We start from the raw sequence: 22,532 nt of genomic DNA, 5'->3' as shown, positions 1-22,532 counted from the left end.
AGCACAGGGTCCGAGCAGCGCGACGAAGCGCCGCACGGGCCCTGTTGTTTGCCTCGTTCTCCCTTCCTCGCCCTTCGAGTGAAGGGCACAAAGGAGTAGGTACACATGAAGACGATCGATGAACTCCTCGCCGAGGGCGTCAAGGGCAAGCGGGTCTTCGTCCGCGCGGACCTGAACGTCCCGCTGGACGGAGCCCGCATCACCGACGACGGCCGCATCCGCGCCGTCCAGCCCACGATCGCGAAGCTCGCCGCCGCCGGCGCCCGCGTCATCGTGGCCTCGCACCTGGGCCGCCCGAAGGGCACCGGCGTGGAGCCGGCCTTCTCGCTCGCCCCCGCCGCCACCCGCCTCGGCGAACTGCTCGGCGCGGACGTCGCCTTCGCCACCGACACCGTAGGGGCCTCCGCCAAGGAGACCGTCGCGGCCCTCGCCGACGGCCAGGTGGCCGTCATCGAGAACCTGCGCTTCAACGCCGGTGAGACCTCCAAGGACGACGCCGAGCGCGGCGCCTTCGCGGACCAGCTCGCCCAGCTCGCCGACGTTTACGTCGGCGACGGCTTCGGTGCCGTCCACCGCAAGCACGCCTCGGTCTTCGACCTGCCCGCGCGCCTCCCGCACGCGGCTGGCTACCTCATCGCCACCGAGGTCGGCGTCCTGAAGAAGCTCACCGCCGTGGTCGAGCGCCCGTACGTCGTGGTCCTCGGCGGCGCCAAGGTCTCCGACAAGCTGGCCGTGATCGACGAGCTGCTCGGCAAGGCCGACCGCATCCTCATCGGCGGCGGCATGGCCTACACCTTCCTGTACGCCAAGAACTACGAGGTCGGCATCTCCCTGCTCCAGAAGGACCAGGTGGACGTCGTCAAGGAGTACATGGCGCGCGCCGAGAAGCTGGGCGTAGAGCTGGTCCTCCCGGTCGACGTGCTCGTCTCCGCGGACTTCCCGGACCTGAAGGGCAAGACCCCGGCGACCTTCGAGACCGTCGACGCGGACAAGATCCCCGCCGACAAGGAGGGCCTGGACATCGGTCCCAAGACGCGCGAGCTGTACGCGTCGAAGATCGCCGATGCCAAGACCGTCTTCTGGAACGGCCCCGTCGGCGTGTTCGAGCACCCCGACTACGCCGGCGGTACCACGGCCATCGCCCAGGCCCTGCTCGACAGCAGTGCCTTCACCGTCGTCGGCGGCGGAGACAGCGCCGCCGCGGTCCGCATCCTCGGCTTCGACGAGAATGCTTTCGGCCACATCTCTACCGGTGGCGGCGCCTCCCTCGAATACCTCGAGGGCAAGACGCTCCCCGGCCTCGCCGCCCTGGAGGGCTGACCCCTTATGTCTGACGCTGTAAACGGCCGCACCCCGCTGATGGCGGGCAACTGGAAGATGAACCTCAACCACCTCGAGGCCATCGCCCACGTCCAGAAGCTCGCCTTCGCGCTCGCCGACAAGGACTACGACGCCGTCGAGGTCGCGGTCCTGCCGCCCTTCGTCGACCTGCGCTCGGTCCAGACCCTGGTCGACGGCGACAAGCTGAAGATCAAGTACGGTGCCCAGGACCTGTCCGCGCAGGACTCCGGCGCCTACACCGGCGAGATCTCCGGCTCCATGCTGGCGAAGCTGAAGTGCACGTACGTGGCCGTCGGCCACAGCGAGCGCCGCCAGTACCACGGCGAGACCGACGAGATCTGCAACGCCAAGGTCAAGGCCGCCTACCGGCACGGGATCACCCCGATCCTGTGCGTCGGCGAGGGCCTGGACGTCCGCAAGGCCGGACAGCAGGTCCCGTACACGCTGAGCCAGCTCGACGGCGGCCTCAAGGACGTCCCGGCCGAGCAGGTCGAGTCCATCGTGATCGCCTACGAGCCCGTCTGGGCCATCGGCACCGGCGAGGTCGCCACCCCCGACGACGCCCAGGAGGTCTGCGGGGCGATCCGCACCCGCCTCGCGGAGCTGTACTCGCAGGAGCTGGCCGACAAGGTCCGCATCCAGTACGGCGGCTCGGTGAAGTCCGGGAACATCGCGGCGATCATGGCTCAGCCCGACGTCGACGGCGCCCTGATCGGCGGCGCGGCGCTGGACGCGGAGGAGTTCGTCAAGATCGTCCGCTTCCGCGACCAGTGAGTATGCGGTAGGGCGGATCCGTCGTACCCTTGCGGGGGCCAGAGGCTGAACCACCAGCCACTGGCCCCCGCGCACATCCCGCAAAGCCGGAAAGCCTGAAAAAGCCAGAAAGTAGGAATCAGCCGTGATTATGGGGTTCTCGATCGCCCTGATCGTCTTCAGCGCCCTGCTGATGCTGCTCGTGCTGATGCACAAGGGCAAGGGCGGCGGCCTCTCCGACATGTTCGGCGGCGGAATGCAGTCGTCGGTCGGCGGTTCCTCCGTCGCGGAGCGCAACCTGGACCGCATCACCGTCGTCGTGGGTCTGCTGTGGTTCGCGTGCATCGTCGCGCTCGGTCTGCTGATGAAGTCGAGCAGCTGACCGTTCTGGCCATTCCGGCAGTCCTGTCGGTGGTGCCCGGCCTATCATGAGGTCCGGCGTTCACAGCGCGGAATCAGTAACTCCGCTCACTGGACGTGCGTTGGGCCTTACGTAGACTTGGGCGCTCCGCGGCGGAAATTCCACTCACACTCCGCGGCACCATCACGCAGGGAGTTACGACCGTGGCAAGTGGCAACGCGATCCGTGGTAGCCGGGTCGGAGCGGGGCCGATGGGTGAGGCAGAGCGCGGCGAGTCCGCGCCCCGCCTGCGCATCTCCTTCTGGTGCTCGAACGGGCACGAGACGCAGCCGAGCTTCGCCAGCGACGCGCAGGTGCCGGACACCTGGGACTGCCCGCGCTGCGGGTTCCCGGCCGGCCAGGACCGGGACAACCCGCCCGCGCCGCCGCGCACCGAGCCGTACAAGACGCACCTGGCGTACGTACGGGAACGGCGCTCCGACGCCGACGGCGAGGCGATCCTCGCCGAGGCGCTCGCCAAACTCCGCGGCGAGATCTGACACCGCCCCGAATGTGTGACGTGAGGCCCGGCCCCGCAGGAATCATCTCCTGCGGAGCCGGGCCTCTTTGTGTGCGTTGCGCCGCTTCCGATCCCTTAAGTTGGAGCCGGCGGGGCACGACAGGACGGAAGAAACGGGTTGATGTCCGAGATGAACGCAGACAGCAGGACGAAGCTCAACCGGACGCCGGAGTGGCTGGCACTCGGCAAGCACCGGGAGGAATTCGGGCAGACGCATCTGCGGGAGCTGTTCGAGGAGAATCCCGGCCGCGGCGCCGACTACACCCTACGGGTCGGTGACCTGCACATCGACTACTCGAAGCACCTCGTGACCGACGAGACGCTCGCGCTCCTGCGCGAACTGGCCGCGGCCACCGGCGTGGCCGAGCTGCGCGAGGCGATGTTCCGCGGCGAGAAGATCAACACGACCGAGGACCGGGCGGTCCTGCACACCGCCCTGCGCGCACCCAGGGACGTCGTCGTCGAGGTGGACGGCGAGGACGTGGTCCCCGCCGTGCACGCCGTCCTGGACAAGATGGCGGCCTTCGCCGACCAGGTCAGGTCGGGGGAGTGGACCGGCTTCACCGGCAAGCGCATCAGGAACGTCGTCAACATCGGCATCGGCGGCTCCGACCTCGGTCCGGCCATGGCCTACGAGGCCCTGCGCGCCTTCGCCGACCGCGCCCTGACCGTGCGCTTCGTGTCCAACGTCGACGGCGCCGACCTGCACGAGGCCGTGCGGGACCTGGACCCGGCCGAGACGCTGTTCATCATCGCCTCCAAGACCTTCACCACCATCGAGACCATCACCAACGCCACCTCGGCGCGCGGCTGGCTGCTGGCCGGCCTCGGCGGAGACCAGGCGGCCGTGGCACGGCACTTCGTGGCGCTGTCGACCAACGCCGAGAAGGTCACCGACTTCGGCATCGATCCGGTCAACATGTTCGAGTTCTGGGACTGGGTCGGCGGCCGCTACTCCTTCGACTCGGCCATCGGCCTCTCCCTGATGATCGCGATCGGTCCGGGCGCCTTCCGCGACCTGCTGGCCGGCTTCCGCCTGATGGACCAGCACTTCCGCACGGCGCCGCCGGAGGAGAACGTCCCGCTCCTGATGGGCCTGTTGGGGATCTGGTACGGCGCCTTCTTCGACGCGCAGTCGCACGCCGTGCTCCCGTACAGCCACTACCTCTCGCGCTTCACCGCGTACTTGCAGCAGCTGGACATGGAGTCCAACGGCAAGTCCGTGGACCGCGACGGCAATCCGGTGGAGTGGCAGACGGGCCCGGTGGTCTGGGGCACGCCCGGCACCAACGGACAGCACGCCTACTACCAGCTGATCCACCAGGGCACGAAGGTGATCCCCGCGGACTTCATCGGCTTCGCCAAGCCGGTGGCCGAGCTGGAGGCGGCCCCGGCGGCCCAGCACGACCTGCTGATGGCCAACTTCTTCGCGCAGACCCAGGCGCTGGCCTTCGGCAAGACGGCGGACGAGGTGCGCGCCGAGGGGGCCCCGGAGTCGCTGGTCCCGCACAAGACCTTCCACGGGAACCACCCGACGACCACCATCCTGGCGACCGAGCTCACCCCGGGGGTGCTGGGCCAGCTGATCGCGCTGTACGAGCACAAGGTGTTCGTACAGGGGGCGGTGTGGAACATCGACTCCTTCGACCAGTGGGGCGTCGAGCTCGGCAAGGTCCTCGCCAAGCGCGTCGAACCCGCCCTGACCGAGGGCGTGGACGTCGAGGGCCTCGACGCCTCGACGAAGGCCCTGGTGGCCACGTACCGGAAGCTGCGCGGCCGCAGCTGACGGCCGGACGACCGAAGGGCCCGCTCTCCTCGGGAGAGCGGGCCCTTCGCTTCGTAGGGGGTCAGGAAGAGGCCGGGGGGTACATCCCGGTCGGGAGCTTCGCCGCCGCCGCGCGGTCCAGGAGCCACAGGGTGCGGGAGCGGCCGTACGCCTCGGCGGCCGGGGCCTGCACCCCGCCGGCCCCGCCGAGGGCGATGGAGACCGCGCCGGCCTTGTCCTCGCCGGCCGCCAGCAGCCAGACCTCACGGGCCGCCCGGATCGCCGGGAGCGTCAGCGAGATGCGGGTGGGCGGGGGCTTCGGGGCGCCGTGGACGCCCACCACCGTCCGCTCGCTCTCGCGGGCCGCCGGGTGCTCCGGGAAGAGCGAGGCCACGTGCGTGTCAGGGCCCACGCCCAGCATCAGCACGTCGAAGGTGGGGACCGGACCGTGGTCCTCGGGGCCGGCCGCCTTCGCCAGCTCGGCCGCGTAGGCGGCCGCGGCCGCGTCGACGTCGGCCCCGTACGGGCCGTCCGAGGCCGGCATCACGTGCACGCGGGCGGGGTCCACCGGGACCGAGTCCAGGAGGGCCTCGCGGGCCTGCGTGTGATTGCGCTCGGGGTCGTCGGCGGGGACGTACCGCTCGTCGCCCCACCAGAGGTCCAGGCGCGCCCAGTCGACGGCGTCGCGGGCGGGGGCGGTGGCCAGTGCGGCGAGGAGGCCGTTGCCGTTGCGTCCGCCGGTCAGGACCACGGACGCCGTGCCGCGGGCCGCCTGCGCGTCCACGATCTTCGTGATGAGCCGGGCCGCGGTGGCCTGGGCCATCAGTTCCTTGTCCCGGTGGACGACGACCTGGGGAGTCGTCATACCCATGTGCTGCCGCCTTTTGTGTAGTTCAGGGGTGCGGGTGCCGCTGCGCGGAGCAACCGGGCTCCGCCCGGACCCGGTCCTCAAACGCCGGACGGGCTGGAAGATCCAGCCTCGCCGGCGTTCGAGGCGCGGGGCCCGGGGCGGAGCCCCGGTTTCCCGCAGGGTCCCGCTACTTGTTCGCGGCCTTCTTCGACGGCTTGGCCGCCGGCTTCGGGGCCTCCGGCTTGGCCTCGGCTTCCGGCTTGGCCTCGGGCTTCGCCGGGGCTTCGGCCTTGGCCGGAGCCGACGGCTGCAGCCTCGCCACGCCGAACTTCAGCGCGGACTCGTACGTGTTGTCCGGGTCCAGCCGGCGCAGCTCCTCCGCCAGGAGCTCGGCCGTCTCGCGGCGCTTGAGCGCCACCGCACGGTCGGGCTGCCCCGGCATGCACAGCGTGGCCAGTGCCCCGTCCGCGCGGTCCAGGACGATGTCGCCGTCCTTGGTCGACAGGCGTACTGCCGTCAGGCCGGGGCCCGAGGACAGCGTGCGCGTGACCGGGACCTTGAGCCGGTCCGCCAGCCACATGGCCAGCAGCTCGCAGCTCGGGTTCTCGTCCTCGCCCTCGACGGTCGCCGAGTCGACCGAGAGGTTCTGCTGGTCCAGTGCGGCGGCCAGCATGGAGCGCCACGGGGTGATGCGGGTCCACGACAGGTCCGTGTCCCCCGGGGCGTACGACGCCCCCCGGGCGCTGAGCTCCCGGATCGGGTCCTCGCAGGAGTACGTGTCCGAGATCCGGCGCTGGCCCAGCGTCCCCAGCGGATCGCCCGCCAGGTCCTGGGGCGCACCGTCCGGCCACCAGACGACCACCGGGGCGTCCGGCAGGAGCAGCGGGAGAACCACCGACTGGGCGTGGTCGACCAGTTCGCCGTGAAGGCGGAGCACGACCGTCTCACCGCTGCCGGAGTCCGCCCCGACGCGGATCTCCGCGTCGAGCCGGGCGTCGCGGCGGCTGCGCGGCGAGCGGCTGGCCCGCTTGATGACGACGACGATCCGCGAGGGGTGTTCGTGGGACGCGTCGTTCGCCGACTTGAGCGCGTCGTACGCGTTCTCCTCGTCGGTCACGATCACCAGCGTGAGGACCATGCCGATGGCCGGCGTGCCGATGTCCCGGCGCGCCTGCACCATCGCCGCATTGATCTTGCTGGAGTTGGTCTCCGTGAGGTCGATCTTCATGGCCGGCGCCAGCTCCGTCCGTCTCGTGCGAGCATCTCGTCCGCCTCGACCGGACCCCAGGTGCCCGCCGGGTACTGCGCGGGCTTGCCGTGCTTGTCCCAGTACTCCTCGATCGGGTCGAGGATGTTCCAGGACAGCTCGACCTCCTGGTGACGCGGGAAGAGGTTCGCGTCGCCGAGGAGCACGTCGAGGATGAGCCGCTCGTACGCCTCGGGGCTCGACTCCGTGAAGGACTCGCCGTAGGCGAAGTCCATCGTGACGTCCCGGACCTCCATGGAGGTGCCCGGAACCTTGGAACCGAAGCGCACCGTCACGCCCTCGTCCGGCTGGACCCGGATGACCAGGGCGTTCTGCCCCAGCTCCTCGGTCGCGCCCGATTCGAACGGCAGGTACGGGGCGCGCTTGAAGACCACGGCGATCTCGGTCACCCGGCGGCCCAGGCGCTTGCCCGTCCGCAGGTAGAACGGGACGCCCGCCCAGCGGCGGTTGTTGATCTCCAGGCGGACGGCCGCGTAGGTGTCGGTCTTCGACTTGGGGTCGATGCCGTCCTCTTCGAGGTACCCGACGACCTTCTCGCCGCCCTGCCACGCGCCGGAGTACTGGCCGCGCACGGTGTGCTTGCCCAGGTCCTCGGGGAGCTCGACGGCCGTGAGGACCTTGAGCTTCTCCGCCACCAGCGCCTTGGGGTGGAAGGAGCCGGGCTCCTCCATCGCGGTCAGCGCGAGCAGCTGCAGCAGGTGGTTCTGGATGACGTCACGGGCCGCGCCGATGCCGTCGTAGTAGCCGGCACGGCCGCCGATGCCGATGTCCTCGGCCATGGTGATCTGCACGTGGTCGACGTACGACCGGTTCCAGATCGGCTCGAACATGGTGTTGGCGAAGCGGAGCGCCAGGATGTTCTGGACGGTCTCCTTGCCGAGGTAGTGGTCGATCCGGAAGACCTCGTCACGGGGGAAGACCTCGTGAACGACCTTGTTGAGCTCCTCGGCGCTCTTCAGGTCGTGCCCGAAGGGCTTCTCGATGACGGCACGCCGCCAGGAGCCCTCCTTCTGCGCCAGACCGTGGTTCTTGAGCTGCTGGACCACCTTGGGGAAGAACTTCGGCGGGACCGACAGGTAGAAGGCGAAGTTGCCGCCCGTGCCCTGCGCCTTGTCCAGGTCGTCGATCGTCGCCTTCAGGGTCTCGAAGGCCGCGTCGTCGTCGAAATCGCCCTGCACGAACCGGCAGCCCTGCACCAGCTGCTGCCAGACCTCCTCCCGGAAGGGGGTGCGCGAGTGCTGCTTGACGGCCTCGTACACCTCCTGGGCGAAGTCCTCGTGCTCCCACTCGCGGCGGGCGAACCCGATCAGCGAGAAGCCCGGCGGGAGCAGGCCGCGATTGGCCAGGTCGTAGATCGCAGGCATCAGCTTCTTGCGCGACAGGTCACCCGTAACGCCGAAAATGACCAGGCCGGACGGCCCCGCGATGCGCGGGAGCCGCCGGTCCTGTGCGTCACGAAGCGGGTTCGCTCCGTTCACAGACAAGGTGTTCAGGCCTCCGTGGGGGCAAGGCGCTCAAGCTCCGCCTCGGTCGACTTCAGCAGGTCGTTCCAGGACGCCTCGAACTTCTCGACGCCCTCGTCCTCGAGCAGCTGCACCACATCGTCGTACGAAATGCCCAGCTTCGCGACCGCGTCGAGCTCGGCACGGGCCTGCTCGTAGGAGCCGCGCACGGTGTCGCCCGTGATCTGCCCGTGGTCGGCGGTGGCCTCCAGGGTGGCCTCCGGCATGGTGTTCACCGTGTTCGGGGCGACCAGGTCGTCCACGTACAGGGTGTCCTTGTACGCCGGGTCCTTGACGCCCGTCGAGGCCCACAGCGGACGCTGCTTGTTGGCTCCGACGCGCTCCAGGGCGTTCCAGCGGTCCGAGGAGAAGACCTCCTCGTACGCCTCGTAGGCCAGACGGGCGTTGGCGAGCGCCGCCTTGCCCTTGAGGGCCTTGGCCTCGTCGGTGCCGACCGCGTCCAGACGCTTGTCGATCTCGCTGTCCACGCGGGACACGAAGAAGGAGGCGACCGAGTGGATCAGGGACAGGTCCAGGCCGGCGGCCTTGGCCTTCTCCAGACCCGCCAGGTACGCGTCCATGACCTCGCGGTAGCGCGCCAGCGAGAAGATCAGCGTGACGTTGACGCTGATGCCCTTGCCGATGACCTCGGTGATCGCCGGCAGACCGGCCTTGGTCGCCGGGATCTTGATGAGCGTGTTCGGGCGGTCCACCAGCCAGGCCAGCTGCTTGGCCTCGGCGATGGTCGCCGGGGTGTTGTGCGCCAGGCGCGGGTCGACCTCGATCGACACGCGGCCGTCCTGGCCGTCGGTGCGGTCGTAGACCGGGCGCAGGATGTCGGCGGCGTCGCGGACGTCCGCCGTGGTGATCATGCGCAGGGCCTCTTCCACGGTGACCTTGCGGGTCGCGAGGTCGGTGAGCTGCTGCTCGTAGCCCTCGCCGCCGCTGATGGCCTTCTGGAAGATCGCCGGGTTGGTGGTGACACCGACCACGTGCGACTGGTCGATGAGCTCGGCCAGGTTGCCGGACGTGATGCGCTTGCGGGACAGGTCGTCCAGCCAGATCGCCACGCCTTCGTCGGAGAGGCGCTTGAGTGCGTCTGTCATGGGATTACATCTCCTACTTGGTTCTGGACCGGCGTCAGCGCGCGGCGGCGGCGAGAGAGTCCTTGGCGGCGGCGGTCACGGCCTCGGCGGTGAAGCCGAACTCGCGGAACAGCACCTTCGCGTCGGCGGAGGCGCCGAAGTGCTCCAGCGACACGATGCGGCCGGCGTCGCCGACGTACCGGTGCCAGGTCAGGCCGATGCCGGCCTCGACCGCGACGCGGGCCTTCACCGAGGAGGGCAGGACGCTGTCCTTGTACTCCTGCGACTGCTCCTCGAACCACTCGACGGACGGCATGGACACGACCCGGGTCGGGACGCCCTCGGCCTGGAGCTGCTCGCGGGCCTCGACGGCGAGGTGGACCTCGGAGCCGGTGCCGATGAGCACGACCTGGGCCGGACCGCCTTCGGCCTCGAAGAGCACGTACCCGCCCTTGGCGGCGTCCTCGTTGCGCTCGTAGGTCGGCACGCCCTGGCGGGTGAGCGCCAGACCGTGCGGGGCGCCCTTGCCGAAGACCTTGGTGTGGCGCTTGAGGATCTCGCGCCAGGCGATCGCGGTCTCGTTGGCGTCGGCCGGGCGGACCACGTTCAGGCCCGGGATGGCGCGCAGCGAGGCGAGGTGCTCGACCGGCTGGTGCGTCGGGCCGTCCTCGCCGAGACCGATGGAGTCGTGCGTCCACACGTAGGTCACCGGCAGGTGCATCAGCGACGACAGGCGCACGGCGTTGCGCATGTAGTCGGAGAACACCAGGAAGGTGCCGCCGTAGATACGGGTGTGGCCGTGCAGGGCGATGCCGTTCATGGACGCGGCCATGGCGTGCTCGCGGATGCCGAAGTGGATGGTGCGGCCGTACGGGTCGGCCTCCGGCAGCGGGTTGTCCTTCGGCAGGAACGAGGAGTTCTTGTCGATGGTCGTGTTGTTGGAACCGGCCAGGTCGGCCGAGCCGCCCCACAGCTCCGGGATGACCGCGCCGAGGGCCTGGAGCACCTTGCCGGAGGCGGCACGGGTGGCGACGGCCTTGCCGGCCTCGAAGACGGGGAGCTCGTCCTCCCAGCCCGCGGGCAGCTCGTTGGCGTTGATGCGGTCGAAGGAGGCGGCGCGCTCCGGGTTGGCCGTGCGCCAGGCGGAGAAGTCCTTCTCCCAGGCGGCCTTGGCCTCGCGGCCGCGGTCCCCGAGGGCGCGGGTGTGCGCGATGACCTCGTCGGCGACCTCGAAGCTCTGCTCCGGGTCGAAGCCGAGGACGCGCTTGGTGGCCGCGACCTCGTCGTCGCCGAGCGCCGAGCCGTGCGCGGCCTCGGTGTTCTGGGCGTGCGGGGCCGGCCAGGCGATGATCGAGCGGGCCGCGATGAAGGACGGGCGCCCGGTCTCGGCCTTGGCGGCCTGGAGGGCGGCGAACAGCGCCTTCGGGTCGAGGTCGCCGTTCTCCTGCTGCGCGACGCGCTGGACGTGCCAGCCGTAGGCCTCGTAGCGCTTGATGGTGTCCTCGGAGACGGCCGTCTCCGTGTCGCCCTCGATGGAGATGTGGTTGTCGTCCCACAGCAGGACGAGGTTGCCGAGCTTCTGGTGGCCGGCCAGCGCGGACGCCTCGTGGGAGATGCCCTCCTGGAGGCAGCCGTCGCCCGCGATCGCGTAGATCATGTGGTCGAACGGCGAGGTGCCCGGGGCGGCCTCCGGGTCGAACAGGCCGCGCTCGTAGCGGGCGGCCATGGCCATGCCCACCGCGTTGGCGACGCCCTGGCCGAGGGGGCCGGTGGTGGTCTCCACGCCGGCCGTGTGGCCGTACTCCGGGTGACCGGGGGTCTTGGAACCCCAGGTGCGGAACGCCTTGAGGTCGTCCAGTTCGAGCCCGAACCCGCCGAGGTACAGCTGGGTGTAGAGCGTCAGGGACGAGTGCCCCGCGGAGAGCACGAAACGGTCGCGGCCCACCCACTCGGGGTCCGCCGGGTCGTGCCGCATCACCTTCTGGAAGAGGGTGTACGCGGCGGGGGCCAGGCTCATCGCCGTACCGGGGTGGCCGTTTCCGACCTTCTGGACCGCGTCAGCGGCCAGGATGCGGGCGGTGTCGACGGCCCGCTGGTCCAGTTCGGTCCACTCGAGCTCTGTGGTGGTCGGCTTGGTGCTCACCGTGGGTCAGGGCTCCTCTCCACATGTATGAATCCCGGTGACGAACGGTGCACCGGCGCGATTCCGAGCCTACCCCCGCAACGGCGTGCAGCTATTCGAGTGCAGGCAGTCCGTCACCGCGCCGCCGACCCGTGTTCACCCGCGCGCGGGGGCGCGGGCCGCGTCGTCCACCGTAGGTATGCACGGTCCGATCGGCCCAACACGAGGCGACCCCGGCGCGGGGCGACGTAAGTGCAACGTCTACAGTGGCGTGGTACGCGCAAGCCTTAACCGGGCCTTCATGCAAGTGGTGGTCCGAGTCGTAGCTTGCTGGATTCTCTCTCAGGGGTGTGCGTGACGGCCGTCGAATCCCGTCCAGCGGCGGTGCTCGGGACGAGCCCCGGTCACCGGCCGTTCGGGGCCCGCGTCATGGCTTTCGTGGCATTGACCAAGCCGCGGATCATCGAACTTCTGCTGATCACCACAGTGCCGGTGATGTTCCTCGCCGAGCAGGGTGTGCCGTCCTTGTCGCTGGTCCTCGTGACCTGCTTCGGCGGCTACTTGTCGGCGGGCGGCGCCAACGCGCTGAACATGTACATCGACCGCGACATCGACGCGCTGATGGACCGGACCTCGCAGCGCCCGCTGGTGACCGGCATGGTCAGCCCGCGGGAGTGCCTGGCCTTCGGCCTCACCCTCGCGCTGGTCTCCACCGTGTTCTTCGGTCTGCTCGTCAACTGGCTGTCGGCGGCGCTGTCGCTCGGCGCGCTCCTCTTCTACGTCGTCGTCTACACGATGCTGCTGAAGCGGCGCACCGCGCAGAACATCGTGTGGGGCGGCATCGCGGGCTGCATGCCGGTGCTCATCGGCTGGTCGGCCGTCAAGAACGAGGTCTCCTGGGCCGCGGTCATCCTCTTCCTCGTCATCTTCTTCTGGACGCCGCCGCACTACTGGCCGCTGTCGATGAAGGTGAAGGACGACTACGCGCGCGCCGGCGTGCCGATGCTCCCCGTCGTGGCGGGCAACAAGGCCGTGGCGAGCCAGATCGTCCTCTACAGCTGGGTGATGGTGGCGGTCTCGCTGCTGCTGACCCCGATGGGGTACACCGGCTGGTTCTACACCTCGGTCGCGCTGGTCTCCGGCGGCTGGTGGCTGTGGGAGGCGCACGCGCTGCACGCGCGGGCCAAGGCGGGCGTGACGGGCGCGAAGCTCAAGGAGATGCGCCTGTTCCACTGGTCGATCACCTACGTGTCGCTGCTGTTCGTGGCGGTGGCCGTGGATCCCTTCCTCCGCTGATTACTCGCCGGTAGCATGCCCTCCATGGGAGACACCGCAGACACCGCAGCCGCCGCAGGCGCCGCGGACAAGAAGCAGGACCGTACGGCGGCGAAGCTCGCCAAGCAGATCGGCGCCTTCGCCAAGAAGCACGGGGGCGCCGAGGGCCAGCTCGCCCACATCGGGCAGGCCGGCACCCGGATCGTGCTCGTGGGAACGGACGGCGGCTGGGGCGACCTGGTCGCGCCGACGTTCCCGGTGGCGCAGCTGGCCGCCGAGAAGGCCGGGCTGACCCTCCACGAGGAGTTCGACGGGGAGTTCGCCGCGCGCGTGCGCACCGGCCCGTACGAGTGGACGCGGATGGCCGGCATCCAGCTCGGCGGACACGAGAACTAGGTCCTCGGTCAACAGCGCGAGCAACACCTCACACCCCGCTCACCCGTTAGGACGTGTGGAAGCCCCTTCCTCACGTCCGCAACGGGATGCCCGGATGATCGAAACGCCGCCCATGGTGGACCAGTACTGCCACGGAGTACTCCGTACGGAGCTGGGCCTGGGCACCTTCGAGGCCCAGCTGATCCGCTCGGCCGGCCCGCCCGCCGCGGGCACCACCTTCTTCGACACCCAGACCGGTTTCGCGGTGCGCCGCTGGTGCCCGCCGCTGCTGGGGCTGGAGCCGCACGCCGCCCCCGCCCGCTATCTGGCGCGGCGGCGCGAGCTGGGCGCGGCCGAGTCGACCCGGCGGCTGCTCAGGGGGGCCGGGGTCGCCGCGTACCTGGTCGACACCGGGGTGGCCGGGGACCTCACCGGGCCCAAGGAGCTGGCGCTCGCCGGGGACGCCGAGGCCTTCGAGTCGGTCCGGCTGGAGTTACTGGCCGAGCAGGTCGCCGACACCTCCGGGACGGTGTCCGCCTTCCTCGCCAATCTCGCCGAGGCCGTCCACCACGCCGCCGCCGGGGCCGCGGCCTTCACCTGCGCGGCCGCCTTCGACGGCGCCGGCGCCCCGGTCTCCGTACCCGATCCGCCCGGTCCCGGAGAGGTGCGCGGGGCGGCCGGGCGGTGGCTGGCCGGGCGGCCCAGGGGCGGGGCCGTACGGGATCCCGTACTCCTGCGGCACCTGCTGTGGAGCGCGGTGTCGTCCGGGCTGCCGCTCCAGCTGCACACGGGCGCGGGCGATCCCGCCCCGCTGACGGAGTTCGTACGGGCCACCGCGGGCCTGGGCGCGCGGCTGGTGCTGATCGGCGGCTACCCCCACCACCGGCACACGGCGCAGCTCGCCGCGGCCTTCCCGCACGTCTACGCCGATGCCGGTGCGGCCCTCGGGCAGACCGGGGCGCGGGCGGCGGCGGTCCTGGCGGAGCTGCTGGAGCTGGCGCCGTTCGGGAAGGTGCTGTTCTCCAGCGGCGGCCGGCAGCTGCCCGAACTGCACGCGGTGGGCGCCCTGGTGTTCCGGGAGGCGCTGGGCCGGGTGCTGGGCGGCTGGGTCGCCGAGGGGTCCTGGTCCTGGCGGGACGCGGACCGGGTGGCCGGGCTGGTCGCGGCGGGCAACGCCCGCCGGGTCTACCGCCTGGACGGCCCCGACGGGTCCTGACGGGTCCTGACGGGGCCCGACAGGACCTGACGGGTCTTGGGGGATCAGACGGCGGAGAGCTGGGGGTCGCCCTGGGAGGGGATCTCCGCCTGCTCGGCCGGCCGCTCGCGCAGGCTCAGCGCGACGCGGACCACGGCGATCCACACCAGGCAGGAGCCCAGCATGTGGGCGGCGACCAGGAGCTCGGGGACCTGGGTGGCGTACTGCACGTAGCCGATGGCGCCCTGGGAGAGCAGCACGACCAGCAGGTCGCGGGCGCGTGCCCGGGTGTCGACCGGAGCGTCCACGACGCGCAGGACCAGCCACATCGCGACGGCGAGGGCGCACACCAGCCAGGCGGCGATGGCGTGCACGTGGACGGTGGCGTCCCAGTCGAAGGGCATGCGCCGGATCTCGCTGCTGTCACCGGCGTGCGGACCGGAGCCGGTCACGACGGTGCCCGCCGCGATCAGGACGAGGGTGGTCGCGGCCAGCGCCCACGACAGCTTGCGCACCGGGCCGGGCACGCGCGGCCTGGGGGAGCCGTCGCCCTCGCGGGTGCGCTGCCAGGTGACCGTCGTCACGGTGATCAGCGCGGTGGCGAGCAGGAAGTGCCCGGCCACGCTGTAGGGGTTGAGCCCGGTCAGGACGGTGATGCCGCCCAGTACGGCGTTCGCCATCACGATGAAGAACTGCACCCAGCCGAGCTTCGTCAGGGAGTGCCGCCAGGGCTCGGCCGAGCGGGCGGCGATGATGGCCCAGCCGACGGCCGCGCTGAGCACGTAGGTCAGCATGCGGTTGCCGAATTCGATGGCGCCGTGGAAGCCCTGCTCCTGCGTCACGATCAGGCTGTCGTCGGTGCACTTGGGCCAGGTGTCGCAGCCGAGGCCGGACCCGGTCAGCCGTACCGCGCCGCCGGTGACGACGATGACCACGCTCATGACGAGCGCGGCGAGTGCGGCCCGCTGGACGGTCCGGGGTGACGGGGTCCAGCGGCTGGCGATGTGGGCGAGGGGGTTCAACACGCCCCATATCGTAGGCGACCCCTTGTGCAAAGTTTCACGAGGGGGTGCCCATGGTGGCGTCCGGGCCGACGACCAGGCGGTACTTCGCTCCCGCGGGTTCGCCCTCCTCGTGCCACCACAGCAGGATGCGCCAGGGGGCGCCGTCGCCCGGGTGGTCCGCCGAGCCGGTGAATCCGCGCAGCAATTCGCCCGCTACGTCCTCGGCCGTCCGATTCCTTACTTCTGTGGCGCTGTGCCAGGGATGCTCGAGTACGTTCCACAGTCCGTCAGGACCGCGCACCTCGAAGCGCCACACCGCGAGCCAGGGCGTGACCTCCAGCATCGTCCGCACCTGTTCGGGGTCGAGGCGCAGTCGGGCCGCGACCTCGGATTCCTCCACCCCCTGGATGCGGGCGGCCACCACGGCCTGCGGCAGCAGCCGTTCGGGCATCAGCCCCCGCGCGCGCAGGCCGACCAGGGACTCGAAGGCCAGGAAGCGCAGGCGCAGTTCCAGCTGGCGGCCGATGTGGTCCAGGGCCTCCTCGGCCTCCTCCGACTCCTCCGCGGCGGGATCCGCGAGCAGCAGCTGCCGGAAGTCGGACTCCGCGTCCACCGCCCAGGCCACCGCGTCCTCGGCGAAGCCCAGCTCGGCGAGGCGGTCCCCGAGGAACACCTTGGCCTGGGCGAGGCCCCGCCGGTTGACCGGATCGTGCTGGTCCAGTCCCGCCCACACCTCCACCGCGCTCCGGGTCAGGTCACGGGCCCGCTCACCGGCCGCCCGCTCCATGGCGCTCGGCCCCTCGCCGGCGGCCGGGCCCAGCGGGTGCTTCGGCAGCCGGGCCCCGTCGCTCAGCGGCCAGGCCAGCCACACCCCGTGGTTGATCAGCCCGCGGGCGTACCAGCGGGCGAACTCGGGGGAGTACCGGGCCGCGCGCTCGGAGCTGCGCAGTCCCTCCTCGATCGTGGCCAGCGCGCCCGCGCGGTCCCCCGCGGCGAACCTCAGGGCGGCCCGGTCGGCGAGGCGCAGCCCGAGCAGCGCGGTGCACTGCGGGTCGTCCGCGAGGGGGCGCAGGGCGCCGATCAGCTCGTCGAGGAGCCGCTCGCGCTCCTCCGGTTCCGCGTGCGCCGCCCCCGACCGCACCTGTGCCCACTGCTCGTCCAGCCGAAGTACGGCCTCCCGCTGCACCATGTCCGCCCCCCGGCTTCATGTGTGGAGGCGCCCATCCTCGCGGCATTCTCAGCGCGAGGGGAAGGGTTTCATTCCCAGCGGAAGAGCCGCGCGGCGGCGCCCAGACCGAGTACGGCCCAGCCGGCGAGCACGGCCGCGTCGCCCCACGGCAGCGCGGCCCCGTGCTGGAGCACCTCGCGCAGACCGTCGGACAGGGCGGCGATGGGCAGCAGCCCCAGGACGGACTGCGCGGCCTCCGGGAACTTCTCCAGGGGCACGATCACCCCGCCGCCGACCAGCAGCAGCAGGAACACCAGGTTGGCGGCGGCGAGGGTCATCTCGGCCTTGAGCGTGCCCGCCATCAGCAGCCCCAGCCCGGAGAAGGCGGCGGTGCCCAGCAGGATCAGCGCGGCCACCGACAGCGGGTTCCCGTGCGGGGACCAGCCCAGGGCGAAGGCGATCACCGTCAGCAGGGCGATCTGGAGCACCTCGGTGACCAGCACCGACAGGGTCTTGGCGGCCATCAGGGCCCAGCGCGGCAGCGGGGAGGCCCCGAGCCGCTTGAGGACCCCGTACCGGCGGTCGAAGCCGGTGGCGATGGCCTGGCCGGTGAAGGCGGTGGACATCACGGCGAGCGCCAGGATGCCGGGGGCGAGGAAGTCCACGGACTTCTCGCCGCCCCCCTCTTCAATGGGCACGGTGACGATGTCCACGGCGGAGAAGAGGGTCAGCAGCAGCGCCGGGATGATCACGGTCAGCAGCAGCTGCTCACCGTTGCGCAGCAGCATCCGGGTCTCCAGAGCCGTCTGCGCGAGGATCATGCGGGAGACGGGCGCGGCCCCCGGATTGGGGGTGAACGTGCCGGCGCTCATGCGCGCAGCTCCTTACCGGTCAGTTCCAGGAACACGTCTTCGAGGGTGTGCCGCTCCACCGTGAGGCTGTCCGGCATCACGCCGTGCTGTGCGCACCAGGAGGCGACGGTGGCCAGCAGCTGCGGGTGGACGTCGCCGGTGACCCGGTAGGTGCCCGGGAGGAGCTCGGCGGCCTGGGTGCCGTCGGGCAGTGCCTTCAGCAGCGAGGCGAGGTCGAGCGAGGGGCGGCCGGTGAAGCGCAGGGTGTTCTCGGCGCCGCCCCGGCAGAGCTGCTCGGGGCTGCCGTGCGCGATGACCCGGCCCGCGTCCACGATGGCGACCTCGTCCGAGAGCTGCTCGGCCTCGTCCATGTGGTGGGTGGTGAGGACGACGGTGACCCCGTCGGTGCGCAGCTCCCGTACGAGGTCCCAGGTCGCGCGGCGGGCCTGCGGGTCCAGGCCGGCGGTGGGCTCGTCCAGGAAGACCAGCTCGGGGCGGCCGACGACGGCCATGGCCAGGGCCAGGCGCTGCTGCTGGCCGCCGGAGAGCCGGCGGTAGGCGGTGCGGCCGCAGCCGCCGAGTCCGAGGCGTTCCACCAGGGTGTCGACGTCGAGCGGGTCGGCGTACAGCTTGGCCATGTGGCGCAGCATCTCGACGGCGCGGGCTCCGGAGTAGACGCCCCCGGACTGGAGCATCACGCCGATCCGCGGGCGCAGGGCCTCGGCCTGGGCCACGGGGTCGAGGCCGAGGACGCGGACGGTTCCGGCGTCGGGGCGGTGGTAGCCCTCGCAGGTCTCCACCGTGGTCGTCTTGCCCGCGCCGTTGGGACCGAGGACCGCGGTGACGGAGGCCGTACGGACGGTGAGGTCCAGGCCGTCCACCGCTGTCTTGGTGCCGTACCGCTTCACCAGTCCGCGGATCTCCACGGCGGGGTCGTTGCTCATGAGGGGTGAGTCTACGGAGCCGCGGGAGGGGGCGCGGGCCCCGGGGTCGAGGGGTGAAAGGCGGCCCGACACCGACCTGGCGTAGCGAAATACGGCTCTTTTCGATCCGACTCTCCTGGATGACCCAGCCGCTTTCCGTGAGCTTTTCCGGAACTCGGTGTTCGCTGTGACGGGGAACGCCAATGGGTCGAGGTGTGCTGGTGGGGAGCGGTTTACCGGTTCACAGGAGCGGCCCGGGAGGATTGCGGAATGTCCCCCTCCAAATAACTCTGCGTCGACAAATAAGGTAACCCTTAGTGATGGAGGCCACCAGGAGTGGCCTCCGTCACGGCTTGTCGGGGCTCGACTAATTACGCAACAATGGCGTTGTGAAATACGGCGAACGGCAGAACGAGACCCCCCAGGGGGAGCTCGCCACCGGGGAGCGGTCAACCCGCAACCGAGTGGCGCGCTCGATCCTGGACCACGGTCCGTCCACCGTCGCCGACCTCGCGCAGCGCCTCGGCCTCACCCAGGCCGCCGTCCGCCGCCACCTCGACACGCTCGTCACCGACGACGTGGTCGAACCCCGTGAGCAGCGCGTGTACGGTGCGCGCACCCGGGGTCGGCCCGCCAAGGTCTTCGCGCTCACCGACTGCGGCCGCGACGCCTTCGACCAGTCCTACGACACCCTCGCCGCCGACGCCATGCGCTGGATCGCGCAGTCGGTCGGCGGCGGCGAACAGGGCGAGGCGGCCGTCGCCGCCTTCGCCAGGGCGCGGATGGAGACGCAGGCGCGGGGCTACCGGGAAGCCGTCGAGGCGGCCGCCCCCGGGGACCGGGCGGAGGCCCTGGCCAAGGCGTTGACCGCGGACGGGTACGCTGCTACGGCGAAGAGCGCTCCCGGTCCGCACAGCGGTGAACAGCTCTGCCAGCACCACTGCCCGGTCGCCCACGTGGCCGAGCAGTTCCCACAGCTCTGCGAGGCGGAGACCGAGGTCTTCTCACGCCTGCTGGGAACGCACGTGCAGCGCCTCGCCACGATCGCCCACGGCGACGGAGTGTGCACGACGTTCATTCCGCGCAGCGCGGGCACCACACAGACCGACACATCAGTATCTGCAAGTACGGCCGGGAGGAACCCCGCATGACCACGGAGACTGCTCACCCTGAGCTCGATGGCCTGGGCACCTACGAATACGGCTGGGCCGACTCCGACGCGGCCGGTGCCGCTGCCAAGCGGGGTCTGTCCGAAGAGGTCGTCCGCGACATCTCGGCGAAGAAGTCCGAGCCCGAGTGGATGCTGAACCTCCGCCTCAAGGGTCTCAAGCTCTTCGACAAGAAGCCCATGCCGAACTGGGGCTCCGACCTCTCGGGCATCGACTTCAACAACATCAAGTACTTCGTGCGCTCCACCGAGAAGCAGGCCGCTTCCTGGGAGGACCTGCCCGAGGACATCAAGAACACGTACGACAAGCTCGGCATCCCGGAGGCGGAGAAGCAGCGCCTCGTCGCCGGTGTCGCCGCCCAGTACGAGTCCGAGGTCGTCTACCACCAGATCCGTGAGGACCTGGAGGAGCAGGGCGTCATCTTCCTCGACACGGACACCGCGCTCAAGGAGCACCCGGAGCTCTTCCAGGAGTACTTCGGCACGGTCATCCCGGTCGGCGACAACAAGTTCGCGTCGCTGAACACCGCCGTGTGGTCCGGCGGGTCGTTCATCTACGTCCCCAAGGGCGTCAAGGTCGACATCCCGCTCCAGGCCTACTTCCGTATCAACACGGAGAACATGGGCCAGTTCGAGCGGACGCTGATCATCGTCGACGAGGACGCCTACGTCCACTACGTCGAGGGCTGCACCGCCCCGATCTACTCCTCGGACTCGCTGCACAGCGCCGTCGTCGAGATCATCGTCAAGAAGGGCGGCCGCTGCCGCTACACGACGATCCAGAACTGGTCGAACAACGTCTACAACCTGGTCACCAAGCGCGCCGTGGCGTACGAGGGCGCGACCATGGAGTGGATCGACGGCAACATCGGTTCCAAGGTCACCATGAAGTACCCGGCCGTCTACCTGATGGGCGAGCACGCCAAGGGCGAGACCCTCTCCATCGCCTTCGCGGGCGAGGGCCAGCACCAGGACGCCGGCTCCAAGATGGTCCACATGGCGCCGAACACCTCCTCGAACATCGTCTCCAAGTCGGTGGCGCGGGGCGGCGGACGCACCTCGTACCGCGGTCTGGTCGAGATCGGCGAGGGTGCCCACGGCTCGAAGTCCAACGTGCTGTGCGACGCGCTCCTCGTCGACACCATCTCCCGCTCGGACACGTACCCCTACGTGGACGTCCGCGAGGACGACGTCTCCATGGGCCACGAGGCCACCGTCTCCAAGGTCTCCGACGACCAGCTCTTCTACCTGATGAGCCGCGGCATGACGGAGTTCGAGGCAATGGCCATGATCGTGCGCGGCTTCGTCGAGCCCATCGCGCGCGAGCTGCCCATGGAGTACGCCCTGGAGCTGAACCGGCTGATCGAGCTGCAGATGGAGGGTTCGGTCGGCTAGTTCCGGCCGCCCGCCCTTCCCGCAGCACATTCTTCTAGACGCAGACACGAGAGCGAGCAAGACGACAGCCATGGCTGAGGCTCAGAACATTCCGGCGGGTTCGACCACCGCCGGCGCGATCGCGGTGGCCGCCGAGTCCACCGTCGCCACCCGGATGAGTGCCCCCCCGTCCTTCGACGTGGCGGACTTCCCCGTGCCCCACGGCCGCGAGGAGGAGTGGCGCTTCACCCCGCTGGCCCGCCTGCGTGGTCTCCACGACGGCACCGCGGTCGCCGACGGCGCCATCAAGGCCCAGATCGACGCGCCCGAGGGCGTCACCGTCGAGTCGGTGGACCGCGGCGACGCGCGCATCGGCAAGGCCGGCATCCCGGTGGACCGGATCGCCGCCCAGGCGTTCTCGTCCTTCGCCAAGGCCACGGTCGTCACCGTGCCCAAGGAGGCCGTCCTGACCGAGCCGGTGCGCCTCACGCTGCACGGCGAGGGCGGCACCACCTTCGGGCACACCGTCTTCGACGTGCAGGCCTTCGCCGAGGCCGTCATCGTCATCGACCACACCGGTGACGCCGTGCGCGCCGCCAACGTCGACTTCCTGGTCGGCGACGGCGCCAAGCTCACCGTCGTCTCCGTGCAGGACTGGGACGACACCGCCGTCCACTGCTCGCAGCACAACACGCTGATCGGCCGCGACGCGACCTTCAAGTCGATCGTGGTCACCTTCGGCGGCGACGTCGTCCGCATCCACCCGCGGATCACCTACGCGGGCCCCGGCGGCGAGGCCGAGCTCTTCGGCCTGTACTTCACGGACGCCGGCCAGCACCAGGAGCACCGCCTCCTGGTCAACCACGTCGCGCCGCACTGCAAGTCGAACGTGGTCTACAAGGGCGCGCTCCAGGGCCAGGACGCCCACGCGGTGTGGATCGGTGACGTGCTCATCGAGAAGACCGCCGAGGGCACCGACACCTACGAGATGAACCGCAACCTCGTCCTCACGGACGGCGCGCGGGTCGACTCGGTGCCGAACCTGGAGATCGAGACCGGCGAGATCGTCGGCGCCGGCCACGCCTCGGCGACAGGCCGCTTCGACGACGAGCAGCTCTTCTACCTCCAGGCCCGCGGCATCCCGGCCGACGAGGCCCGCCGTCTGGTCGTCCGCGGCTTCTTCGCCGAGCTCGTCCAGCAGATCGGTGTCCCGGACATCGAGGAGCGTCTGCTCACCAAGATCGAGACCGAGCTCCAGGGTTCCGTCTGATGAATTACGTCAAGGCCTGCACGCTGAGCGAGCTGGAGGAGAACACCCCGAAGAGGGTGGAACTCGACGGCACGCCGGTGTCCATCGTCTCCACCGACGGGGAGGTGTTCGCGATCAACGACATCTGCTCGCACGCGAACGTCTCCCTCTCGGAGGGCGAGGTCGAGGACTGCATGATCGAGTGCTGGCTGCACGGGTCGGCCTTCGACCTGCGCACCGGCAAGCCCTCCGGTCTGCCCGCGACGCGCCCCGTTCCCGTATACCCCGTAAAGATCGAAGGGGACGACGTGCTCGTCTCCCTCACCCAGGAGTCCTGAGGTATCC

General features: G+C 70.4%; 21 protein-coding genes. 12 read left to right on the top strand and 9 right to left on the bottom strand.

What is annotated here, in order from left to right; translation table 11 throughout:
• Nucleotides 1–105 precede the first annotated feature (105 nt).
• From AB0D29_RS12685 to pgi, 5 genes are all read left to right on the top strand, one after another.
• Nucleotides 106–1,320 (top strand): phosphoglycerate kinase, encoded by a 1,215-nt coding sequence (locus AB0D29_RS12685; RefSeq protein WP_362853766.1) that lies wholly within the window; start codon nt 106–108, stop codon nt 1,318–1,320.
• A 6-nt stretch (nt 1,321–1,326) separates the two neighbouring features.
• The gene (tpiA, locus tag AB0D29_RS12680; RefSeq protein ID WP_362853764.1) at nt 1,327–2,115 is read left to right on the top strand and encodes a triose-phosphate isomerase; all 789 of its coding nucleotides are present in this window, start codon (nt 1,327–1,329) and stop codon (nt 2,113–2,115) included.
• 130 nt (nt 2,116–2,245) lie between these two features.
• Nucleotides 2,246–2,476, top strand: a complete 231-nt coding sequence (secG, locus tag AB0D29_RS12675; RefSeq protein ID WP_030388924.1) for a preprotein translocase subunit SecG — start codon at nt 2,246–2,248, stop codon at nt 2,474–2,476.
• Nucleotides 2,477–2,658: 182 nt separating this feature from the next.
• Nucleotides 2,659–2,994, top strand: a complete 336-nt coding sequence (locus AB0D29_RS12670) for an RNA polymerase-binding protein RbpA (protein ID WP_010352468.1) — start codon at nt 2,659–2,661, stop codon at nt 2,992–2,994.
• A gap of 150 nt (nt 2,995–3,144) precedes the next feature.
• The gene (gene pgi / locus AB0D29_RS12665) at nt 3,145–4,800 is read left to right on the top strand and encodes a glucose-6-phosphate isomerase (RefSeq protein WP_362854024.1); all 1,656 of its coding nucleotides are present in this window, start codon (nt 3,145–3,147) and stop codon (nt 4,798–4,800) included.
• A 61-nt stretch (nt 4,801–4,861) separates the two neighbouring features.
• On the opposite strand, the gene pgl is transcribed toward pgi, so the two are convergent.
• From pgl to tkt, 5 genes are all read right to left on the bottom strand, one after another.
• Nucleotides 4,862–5,644 (bottom strand): 6-phosphogluconolactonase, encoded by a 783-nt coding sequence (gene pgl / locus AB0D29_RS12660; protein WP_362853763.1) that lies wholly within the window; start codon nt 5,642–5,644, stop codon nt 4,862–4,864.
• A 172-nt stretch (nt 5,645–5,816) separates the two neighbouring features.
• Nucleotides 5,817–6,857: a glucose-6-phosphate dehydrogenase assembly protein OpcA gene (gene opcA, locus AB0D29_RS12655; RefSeq protein ID WP_362853762.1), complete on the bottom strand. Its 1,041-nt coding sequence runs from the start codon at nt 6,855–6,857 to the stop codon at nt 5,817–5,819.
• Nucleotides 6,854–8,374 (bottom strand): glucose-6-phosphate dehydrogenase, encoded by a 1,521-nt coding sequence (gene zwf, locus AB0D29_RS12650; protein WP_351291407.1) that lies wholly within the window; start codon nt 8,372–8,374, stop codon nt 6,854–6,856. Before zwf ends, opcA begins: the two co-directional genes overlap by 4 nt.
• Nucleotides 8,375–8,385: 11 nt before the next feature.
• Nucleotides 8,386–9,504 (bottom strand): transaldolase, encoded by a 1,119-nt coding sequence (tal, locus tag AB0D29_RS12645; RefSeq protein ID WP_362853760.1) that lies wholly within the window; start codon nt 9,502–9,504, stop codon nt 8,386–8,388.
• A gap of 34 nt (nt 9,505–9,538) precedes the next feature.
• On the bottom strand, nt 9,539–11,626 hold the full coding sequence (gene tkt, locus AB0D29_RS12640; protein ID WP_362853759.1) for a transketolase: 2,088 nt from the start codon (nt 11,624–11,626) through the stop codon (nt 9,539–9,541).
• Between the two features lie 327 nt (nt 11,627–11,953).
• Here tkt and AB0D29_RS12635 point away from each other — a divergent pair, with 327 nt between their 5' ends.
• The 3 genes from AB0D29_RS12635 to AB0D29_RS12625 all read left to right on the top strand — a co-directional run bounded on the left by AB0D29_RS12635 (nt 11,954) and on the right by AB0D29_RS12625 (nt 14,471).
• Complete coding sequence (locus AB0D29_RS12635) at nt 11,954–12,901, top strand: heme o synthase (RefSeq protein WP_362853757.1); 948 nt, start codon at nt 11,954–11,956, stop codon at nt 12,899–12,901.
• A gap of 24 nt (nt 12,902–12,925) precedes the next feature.
• Nucleotides 12,926–13,276: a hypothetical protein gene (locus tag AB0D29_RS12630; protein ID WP_362853756.1), complete on the top strand. Its 351-nt coding sequence runs from the start codon at nt 12,926–12,928 to the stop codon at nt 13,274–13,276.
• A gap of 94 nt (nt 13,277–13,370) precedes the next feature.
• Nucleotides 13,371–14,471 (top strand): amidohydrolase family protein, encoded by a 1,101-nt coding sequence (locus AB0D29_RS12625; protein WP_362853754.1) that lies wholly within the window; start codon nt 13,371–13,373, stop codon nt 14,469–14,471.
• A gap of 44 nt (nt 14,472–14,515) precedes the next feature.
• Here AB0D29_RS12625 and AB0D29_RS12620 read toward each other — a convergent pair whose 3' ends face one another.
• The 4 genes from AB0D29_RS12620 to AB0D29_RS12605 all read right to left on the bottom strand — a co-directional run bounded on the left by AB0D29_RS12620 (nt 14,516) and on the right by AB0D29_RS12605 (nt 18,417).
• Complete coding sequence (locus AB0D29_RS12620) at nt 14,516–15,505, bottom strand: COX15/CtaA family protein (protein WP_362853752.1); 990 nt, start codon at nt 15,503–15,505, stop codon at nt 14,516–14,518.
• A 4-nt stretch (nt 15,506–15,509) separates the two neighbouring features.
• Nucleotides 15,510–16,643, bottom strand: coding sequence for a hypothetical protein (locus tag AB0D29_RS12615; protein ID WP_362853751.1), 1,134 nt, complete (start codon nt 16,641–16,643; stop codon nt 15,510–15,512).
• 68 nt (nt 16,644–16,711) lie between these two features.
• Nucleotides 16,712–17,494 (bottom strand): ABC transporter permease, encoded by a 783-nt coding sequence (locus AB0D29_RS12610; RefSeq protein ID WP_362853749.1) that lies wholly within the window; start codon nt 17,492–17,494, stop codon nt 16,712–16,714.
• A complete protein-coding gene (locus AB0D29_RS12605; protein ID WP_362853747.1) occupies nt 17,491–18,417 on the bottom strand; it encodes an ABC transporter ATP-binding protein in 927 nt (308 codons plus the stop codon). The genes AB0D29_RS12610 and AB0D29_RS12605 overlap by 4 nt, the downstream gene beginning before the upstream one ends.
• Nucleotides 18,418–18,785: 368 nt before the next feature.
• Between AB0D29_RS12605 and AB0D29_RS12600 the strand changes: the two genes are divergently transcribed.
• From AB0D29_RS12600 to AB0D29_RS12585, 4 genes are all read left to right on the top strand, one after another.
• Nucleotides 18,786–19,547: an ArsR family transcriptional regulator gene (locus tag AB0D29_RS12600; protein ID WP_362853745.1), complete on the top strand. Its 762-nt coding sequence runs from the start codon at nt 18,786–18,788 to the stop codon at nt 19,545–19,547.
• Complete coding sequence (gene sufB, locus AB0D29_RS12595; RefSeq protein ID WP_362853743.1) at nt 19,544–20,959, top strand: Fe-S cluster assembly protein SufB; 1,416 nt, start codon at nt 19,544–19,546, stop codon at nt 20,957–20,959. The genes AB0D29_RS12600 and sufB overlap by 4 nt, the downstream gene beginning before the upstream one ends.
• 70 nt (nt 20,960–21,029) lie before the next feature.
• Nucleotides 21,030–22,208: a Fe-S cluster assembly protein SufD gene (sufD, locus tag AB0D29_RS12590; protein ID WP_362853741.1), complete on the top strand. Its 1,179-nt coding sequence runs from the start codon at nt 21,030–21,032 to the stop codon at nt 22,206–22,208.
• Nucleotides 22,208–22,525: a bifunctional 3-phenylpropionate/cinnamic acid dioxygenase ferredoxin subunit gene (locus AB0D29_RS12585; protein WP_319723179.1), complete on the top strand. Its 318-nt coding sequence runs from the start codon at nt 22,208–22,210 to the stop codon at nt 22,523–22,525. The genes sufD and AB0D29_RS12585 overlap by 1 nt, the downstream gene beginning before the upstream one ends.
• Nucleotides 22,526–22,532 lie beyond the last annotated feature (7 nt).

Origin of the sequence: Streptomyces sp. NPDC048424, assembly GCF_040651555.1 — a bacterium.
GTDB lineage: Bacteria > Actinomycetota > Actinomycetes > Streptomycetales > Streptomycetaceae > Streptomyces.
Note: the sequence above shows the minus strand (reverse complement) of the source record. Positions and strands in the feature narration are given on the sequence as shown.